This window comes from Bradyrhizobium sp. sGM-13, from assembly GCF_018398875.1.
Classification (GTDB): Bacteria; Pseudomonadota; Alphaproteobacteria; order Rhizobiales; family Xanthobacteraceae; genus Bradyrhizobium.
Map to the genome: position 1 here is coordinate 1 of NZ_JAGWDK010000091.1, position 6,827 is coordinate 6,827.

General features: G+C 58.2%; 7 protein-coding genes and 3 pseudogenes. 3 read left to right on the forward strand and 7 right to left on the reverse strand.

Going from position 1 to position 6,827, the window contains the following annotated elements; all coding sequences use genetic code 11:
• Positions 1 to 285 (forward strand): annotated as a pseudogene (locus KJQ96_RS37680) (transposase); the annotation flags it as partial.
• A 321-nt stretch (positions 286 to 606) separates the two neighbouring features.
• On the opposite strand, the gene KJQ96_RS42500 reads toward KJQ96_RS37680, so the two are convergent.
• The 7 genes and pseudogenes from KJQ96_RS42500 to KJQ96_RS37710 form a co-directional block, all read right to left on the reverse strand.
• The gene (locus tag KJQ96_RS42500; RefSeq protein ID WP_375293266.1) at positions 607 to 780 is read right to left on the reverse strand and encodes a hypothetical protein; all 174 of its coding nucleotides are present in this window, start codon (positions 778 to 780) and stop codon (positions 607 to 609) included.
• Positions 781 to 1,154: 374 nt separating this feature from the next.
• Positions 1,155 to 1,739 carry a hypothetical protein gene (locus KJQ96_RS37690; protein ID WP_213254905.1) on the reverse strand — a complete coding sequence of 195 codons (585 nt, stop codon included), beginning with the start codon at positions 1,737 to 1,739 and terminating at the stop codon, positions 1,155 to 1,157.
• Between the two features lie 597 nt (positions 1,740 to 2,336).
• Positions 2,337 to 2,564: a hypothetical protein gene (locus KJQ96_RS37695; protein ID WP_057849738.1), complete on the reverse strand. Its 228-nt coding sequence runs from the start codon at positions 2,562 to 2,564 to the stop codon at positions 2,337 to 2,339.
• Entirely contained in the window at positions 2,561 to 2,695 is a 135-nt protein-coding gene (locus tag KJQ96_RS41625; protein ID WP_256441740.1) for a hypothetical protein, read from the reverse strand. Before KJQ96_RS41625 ends, KJQ96_RS37695 begins: the two co-directional genes overlap by 4 nt.
• Positions 2,692 to 2,914: pseudogene (nifT, locus tag KJQ96_RS37700) on the reverse strand (putative nitrogen fixation protein NifT). The gene KJQ96_RS41625 and the pseudogene nifT overlap by 4 nt, the downstream one beginning before the upstream one ends.
• Positions 2,915 to 2,918: 4 nt before the next feature.
• Positions 2,919 to 3,138, reverse strand: a pseudogene (locus tag KJQ96_RS37705) (cysteine desulfurase NifS); the annotation flags it as partial.
• A 157-nt stretch (positions 3,139 to 3,295) separates the two neighbouring features.
• On the reverse strand, positions 3,296 to 3,541 hold the full coding sequence (locus tag KJQ96_RS37710; protein ID WP_213254909.1) for a hypothetical protein: 246 nt from the start codon (positions 3,539 to 3,541) through the stop codon (positions 3,296 to 3,298).
• 429 nt (positions 3,542 to 3,970) lie between these two features.
• Here KJQ96_RS37710 and KJQ96_RS37715 point away from each other — a divergent pair, with 429 nt between their 5' ends.
• On the forward strand, positions 3,971 to 4,885 hold the full coding sequence (locus tag KJQ96_RS37715; protein ID WP_213291075.1) for an alpha/beta fold hydrolase: 915 nt from the start codon (positions 3,971 to 3,973) through the stop codon (positions 4,883 to 4,885).
• A complete protein-coding gene (locus tag KJQ96_RS37720; protein ID WP_249735036.1) occupies positions 4,882 to 6,765 on the forward strand; it encodes a nitrate/nitrite transporter in 1,884 nt (627 codons plus the stop codon). Before KJQ96_RS37715 ends, KJQ96_RS37720 begins: the two co-directional genes overlap by 4 nt.
• Positions 6,766 to 6,827: the final 62 nt, after the last annotated feature.

Sequence of the window (6,827 nt, forward strand, 5' to 3'; positions counted from 1 at the left end):
AACCTCAACACCCACAAGAAGAACGAGCACTGGCTAAAGGCCCACCCCAATGTGAAATTTCATTTCACGCCGACAAGCGCATCCTAGCTCAATCAGGTCGAAGTTTGGTTTTCGATCCTGCAGGGGCAGTCGCTCAGCGGCACCTCCTTCACAAGCCTCAAGCAGCTGCAGGAACACATCGATGCCTACGTCGACGCCTACAACGACAAAGCCGAGCCCTTCGTCTGGACCAAGAAAAAAGTCCGTCAACGCAGATTCAAAGGCCGCCGTATCACTCAACTCTGATTCCGGGTACTAGCATCGGGATCCGGCGCCGATTGGGACGGCATGCCCGCAAGCGTTTCCGTAAAGCTGTCGCTATCCACCGACTGGTTCGGTTCGTCAGCTTGGCTAGCGCGTGTGGATGAGCCACTAATTCGATTATACATGGCGATTCGCGTTTCCCTTCGGCGAAGTCTCTTCGCAAGCGCGTCGGGCTGCATGATACTCAGACAAGCTGATGACAAGCTGACGGGCGCAGGTGTTACCCGGCTTAGAGAGCATGAGGAAGGGCATCGTCACGTTAACGGGCATCCGACGGATCTTGGGCGGGGAAGAGCATAGTTTTCAGGCAGCGAGCGCGACCGAGGTGATGTCCGCCCATGTCTCGAAGGCGACCCCATGGGCTTCGCGATAGGTGCTAGCAGTCAAGCGATGGGGCCTTAGGTGAAACAGGTTCGCGATGGGATCGTGGATAGAAAGAAAGCGCTGCGCCTGTCGTGCCGATTTGAAGCGCTTCATCTGCCGCTCTCTTCGGCGAGCGGGCTGGTGGGAATTCTCTGTTCGATGTTTAATCCTCTATGCTGCCGATGCTTGATGCTTAGCCCCATCTCCCTGCGAGTAGCGCCATATGGCAGGAGCGCGATCGCGAGCGCTACCGCAGCATCGCTATTGGCCGGTACTGCATTCAGGAAATCCGCCGGACCGCCATCAGCTTGCGCAGCCACTCAACTGCCACAGCGTTCATGCTCGCCAGCTGCCAGCGGGTTCGACAAAATGCGCACCCGCTGGCGATGCGGACAGTTAGTGGGGAACGGTGAATTGTCTATGTAGTAGAAGCCGGCTGGACCGGAGGGCTCCCGCCCAGCCAAGTTGGCTCAGCCACCGCATAGATTTCAGGTCTGGCGGCGCGTAAGCCTAACGAACCCTCCTTCTTTTAGCTCGGCGTTATAAAGCTTGCTGCCGAGCGAAATGGTTGTTGGGTGGTCTGCGGTAGGCATGAGCCCATGTTCGCGCAGCTTTTCAATAAGCGCCAGCGGGGCCCATTGCTCCGGGCGGGGCACACGACCACGCCGGGTCTCAACGAAGAACGCTCCGAAATCTGGCGCCCCCGTCGACCCGAGTCGCGGCATTTGAGCTTCCGGTGGGTTATGAATGAGGCGTACGCTCTGAGACGGATCCAATGCGGCCGTGTAGAGGTGACCCCGGATCTCGTAGCTCATCGTCGGCTGCTCCGAGTCGGGCAGGAGACCGTGGTAGGTCAGTTTCTCGATCATTCGGAGCGGGGCGACTTGGGAGCCGTGCGAAAACATTTCGGGAACGGCCCATGAGACATCATATACCGTCTTGTCTGGCTCGGCAGACGAGGACGGCCCGGCTTCATTCATCACTCGACTAAATAGGTCATGATCTTCTTGAGTCCACTCGTAGGCACTTGGGGACCCTGGAGACCCAGCACCGTCGATCCGGTTGAAATCCATACAGCTCTCCTATTGGTTTGAGAACGTGGGCTCAAATCCGCCAGAGCTTTCCTTGGGCTTGTCACCAGTTGACCCATCGGCGGCATCCGTCGTCAAGAGACCACGTTCTCATGTTAGGGAGCTTAGCTGTCAGGAAGCTGACGAGTTTCGGGACACAGCTGTACCCGCGCCCGCGTTCCCAACTCGATCTTCTGGACTCCGGGAATGAGATCCTGTGCCATTAGCCCAGCAATAGAGCAGCTCGGCGATCTTACCAAGACGGGTGTTTTACCTTCATTGGCGTTATTGTCTCACCACGTCTCTTCTTTCTTTGTGTCAGGTCGTGCGCCACATCTTCGCTTCGAACCCGGCTACCCCGATCATTCTCGAGTGTGACCCCTCTGATGTTCGCGCCATTGTTCGTCTTGTTTCTTCCGAGCCTGCTGCTGCTTGAGCGCGTTCTCAGCAGCTTCGGGGAATTGCTCTGCTCTCCGGTTGGCAGAGATGGTTCGGGACAGGCCGAGCCCAGGTCTATAAGATCTACTGCTCACGCCCGCTTCAGGCCAATGGCTCGGATGGTGGCCCGGACTGACGCATAGACGATTAGATGGAATTGCCCTAATCATCATTCCAGACGGTCGCATTTAACAGAAACAGCGCCGCGAGATAATGATAAAGTGCCGTCAGCTCGACCGGTGGGGCAAAAGCCTGCGCCATCAGTGCCGTCAAGGCTGAGCGATGTTTGTTGGTCTCGATGTACTGCGCCGACGCGCAGACATTGCCCTTGGTCCGGCGGGGCAGCGCGACGTTGCCGGCGAAGAAGGTAGCCAAGGCCTCCGGCGTCATCGGCACATCGCTTTGGACAACTCGGTGAGGCAAGGGCCGAGATAGGGAATAATGCTGCGGGCACGCTGCCTGAGGCCGAGGCCAATGAGGATCATCTCCGCGTCGCTCGCATTGAGCGGGGTCGTCTTCATCGGTCATCCCCGTCCTCACCACGTTCCTGGCATTTACGTGATCGGCAACGGCATGTCACTCGCCATCTCAGGCAGATCGAGCACCCAGCCATTGGCTATTCTTATCCACCCGCCCCACAGCGTGTCGTGCTCCGATCCAAGCGACCGACTCTTCGAGGTCCTTCTTCGGCACGTAAATCGACAGGCCAGCCTCGGGCGAGCGGCAATCATGACTTTCATAAGATCAACTCTGGTTCGAAGGACATTGCCCGCAGGACTGCGAGCGTCCAGCGCGCAAGCGCGCCACGATGCCGGACAGCGCGCGCAAGAGCTGATCGATCTCTCCGATCGTGGTTTCACGCGAAAGCGGAAAGCGGATCGCGCCCCGCAGGCTCGTCGCCGGCACATTCATCGCGCAGCACATGCGATGCTTCCATTGAGCCGGAGCTGCAAGCTGACCCGAGCCTGTGCCGATTCCGAATCTATATCCGCTCGCGCGTCACATCAGCAGCACGCCCGCGCGTGGCGGGCGCTCCCGTTGCAGCCCCACTTTCGCCCCGGTGCATGCGGCTATGAGAAGTCGGCCACTTTCAGTCCAAGCCGCACCTGGCGCGACTTCTGCTAGCCGGTCACCGGGACTAAATTGAGCGGATCGAAGTACCAAGAAGGATCATCCCCAGACGAATCCGTTTCGATATATTCTTCGCCGGAATATTCCTCGACGCTTTCTTCGTTTTCGTCATCACCACTCTCAGCTTTGGAGAGATATAGTCGAGGCTTGTCCGCCCGCTGCCATTTTCCCTCCTCATTCAGCGTCCACTTGTCGGGGTGCTGCCGAGGGTCAAGCACATATTGATTGTCACCCACGTGAACAAAACTGTTCGCGTCCGATAAGGCGCCTACAGTCGGAGAACGACGACTTTTCGGCGAAGACCTAGTTCGCGCGCGCCGCGCCAAGACGATGGGACACCAGCGCTGGGGTCGGCGGCACGCCAACGCGCCAAGAGTAATGCGTCTAAGCTCCCTTTCGGAGGGGTTACTCAACGGACACGCGCTCATTCTCGAGGAGATCGCGTGAAGCTCGCCCGTCGCTTCAGCCAGATCGTGCTCTCGGGCGAGCTTAAGGAGTTGCTCCCGATATAGACCTGAAGGGCCTGGCCGAAGCGCGTCAGACAAGAGAGGTGTGTCGAAATCCGATCCGCCGGTTATCGACACCTCCATTCTTATCCCTGCTCATCCACAACGCCACTCGATGCGCGGCAGCGTCTTGCCGGCGCTCCAAGAAAAGGGGTGGCAATGCCTTATATCGATTCAGGTGGAATAAGGCTGTATTTCGAGGAATATGGGCGGGGCTATCCAATCATTTTCGTTCATGAATTCGAATCCGACCTGCACAGCTGGGAAGCGCAGATCCGTTATTTCTCGCGTGGTTATAGGTGCATCGCCTACAACGCGCGTGGATATCCACCGAGCGACGTTCCTGATGATCCCGCCATATACGGCTGGGAGGTCGCCGTGGAAGACATCGGCATCGTCATGCGCGACCTCTCGATCGGGCGCGCCCACATGGTTGGATCTAGCATGGGCGCCTATGCTGCTCTGCTGTTTGGGTTGCGGTACCGCGAAAGGAGCAGCGCGATCGTCGCAGCCGGAGCAGGGGCGGGATCTCCAGCCTCGGATCGTGAAAGGTGGTTGAAGAACACGTCTGTTCTCGCGCGCGCATTGGCGGCGCGAGGTATGGATGCCATGGCAGAGAAAATGGCACGCCACTCCACGCGAATTCAACTGAAACACAAGGATCCGAGGGGCTGGCAGGAGTTCGTAGATCGGCTCAAGCAGCATTCGGCGCAGGGGATGGCCAATACTTTGCTTCAGTGCCAAGCTGTGCGACCGGCTTTGTACAACTTCCGCGACGAATTTTCACGGATGACGGTCCCGGTACTGCTCGCGGTGGGTGACGAGGACATGCCATGTTTAGAAACCGGCCTAATGCTCAAATCCACAATTCCCGCCGCCGGCATTTGGGTGTGCCCCAATACGGGCCATGCCATCAATCTCGAAGAACCTGCGGCCTTCAACGCGCAAATTGAAGCCTTCTTCAGCGCCGTCGAGCGAGGAAGCTGGGGTCATATCGACCGGCGGAAACAGTCCGTCTCGGGACATGAGAAGTCAGCGGCCGCTCGATTGCATTTCGACGGAGCGCTTCCATGAAGCCATGGATCGGCGTCTACCTTTCAGAGCCTGTCGCCGCGCGGCTCGAAGTCGCAGCGCAACGTCCCGGGGCCACCAAATCGGCGGTCATTGAGGCTGCCCTCGCTCATTTCTTCAAGCCAGATCATGACGCCATCGAAGAGACCTCGGTTGATCGCCGGCTGAACGCCATCAATTGGAACCTCGAACGGCTTCATCAAGAGTTGCGGATTGTGAGTGAGGCTGTTGCACTTCAGGCTCGATTTCTTCTCGCCGTCACGCCCCCGCTCGCAGCTGCCGACCAACCTGCCGCCTGTACCCTGGGACTCGCGCGCTTCGACGAATTTGCTGCTCAGGTGACAAGGCGAGTCGATCTAGGAACGTCGCTCATAAAGGAAACAATCGAGCGGGTGAATTCGACTGATCCGGCGCATCTTGCAACACAACCGGTGAGGCAAGAAGGGTCGACCCGCTCCACACACCGGGAACCAAACGGCGTTGCGGCGACCGTCGCCGGCAACAAACCACAATCTCCGCCTGTTGCTCGAGGGGCAGCCTTCGAGCGCGAACCCGATGCAACAGCAGAGCAAATGCCTGGCGCGATATTGCGGCCGCTTCTGGCGCCATGGCGTGCTAGGGGGCCGCAGCGGTCACGAGCCTTCTCCACAGATTGGCTTTTAGTTTTGCGCGTCTTCTTACCCTTCGTCGCAGCTTACTACCTTTCTTTTCTCTTTCGCACCATCAACGCGACCATAGCTGCACCACTGACCAATGAGTTTGGTGTGGGTGCCGATGACCTCGGTCTCCTGACGTCCATCTACTTCCTGACCTTCGCGGCCGCCCAGATTCCTATCGGGGTGTTAGTGGACCGATACGGTCCAGGGAAAATCCAGAGTGTCGTGCTGATGGCCGCAGCCGCCGGGGCAGCGCTATTTGCCGTAGCCGACAACTTTTGGCTTCTTCTTCTCGGCCGGGCGTTAATCGGCCTTGGCGCTTCTGCAGCATTGACGGCCGGATTGAAAGCCGTCGTTCTCTGGTTTCCCGCCGAGCAGGTGCCACTGCTCAATGGCCTGATGATTATGCTAGGGTCCTTTGGCGCTGTGACGGCAACATTGCCGGCCGAATACCTGCTCGCGTCGATCGGCTGGCGGGGATTGTTTGAGCTCCTGGCCATTGCATCGGTTGGATGCGCCCTTGCAATTTTCGTTCTCGTGCCAAAGGGCAGGTGGTCATTGGCAAAGGGCACTAGCCTTGGACTGCGAATAATTTATACAGATCCTCGCTTCTGGCGTTTGGCTCCGCTCTCTGCGACCTGCATTGGTACGGCCTGGGCGTTACAGGGGTTGTGGGCTGCCCAGTGGTTCTCCGATGTCGAGGGCCTGGACCGATCGGAATTGCTTCGCAATCTCTTTGTCATGGCAATCGCCTCGAGTGCAGGCGCCCTGGTTCTAGGCGTTGCGGCTCAAAAGCTTCGTCGATACGGGATAGGTCCACGACCGCTCTTGGGCTTGGTCGCAGTTCCGTTCTTCGTAGCCCAATTGGCGGTGATCCTGCGAGTACCTTTGCCATCATCTGTTCCGTGGATGATCGTCGCTGCCGGCGGAGCGGCGACCGTCCTTAGCTACGCGATTCTGGCCGACTTTTTCCCAAAAGAGCTTGCTGGACGTGCCACCGCGGCGCTCAACGTCTTTCACATCGGTTGCGCGTTTCTTGTCCAGTATCTGGTGGGCTTCGTGATTCAGTACTGGACGCCTCAGCAGGGCCACTACCCGGAAGTTGCTTACCAGACAGCCTTTGCAATCAACCTTGCAGTTCAGCTCGGAGCATGGTTCTGGTTTATTATCCGCGTGCCTCTATCGGCGGGACGAGGCAGTGGTGCGGGGAGCAAGGGATCGCTCTAGCTGCTCTAGGTGGTGTGGACTCTAAGGATTCCCATTTAGGGGCAAATCAGATTCAAGACTGC

Coding starts and splice junctions, on each gene's coding strand:
- KJQ96_RS42500 (WP_375293266.1), bottom strand. CDS start 780: ATGAAGCGCTTCAAATCGGCACGACAGGCGCAGCGCTTTCTTTCTATC.
- KJQ96_RS37690 (WP_213254905.1), bottom strand. CDS start 1,739: ATGGATTTCAACCGGATCGACGGTGCTGGGTCTCCAGGGTCCCCAAGT.
- KJQ96_RS37695 (WP_057849738.1), bottom strand. CDS start 2,564: ATGACGCCGGAGGCCTTGGCTACCTTCTTCGCCGGCAACGTCGCGCTG.
- KJQ96_RS41625 (WP_256441740.1), bottom strand. CDS start 2,695: ATGAAGACGACCCCGCTCAATGCGAGCGACGCGGAGATGATCCTCATT.
- KJQ96_RS37715 (WP_213291075.1), top strand. CDS start 3,971: ATGCCTTATATCGATTCAGGTGGAATAAGGCTGTATTTCGAGGAATAT.
- KJQ96_RS37720 (WP_249735036.1), top strand. CDS start 4,882: ATGAAGCCATGGATCGGCGTCTACCTTTCAGAGCCTGTCGCCGCGCGG.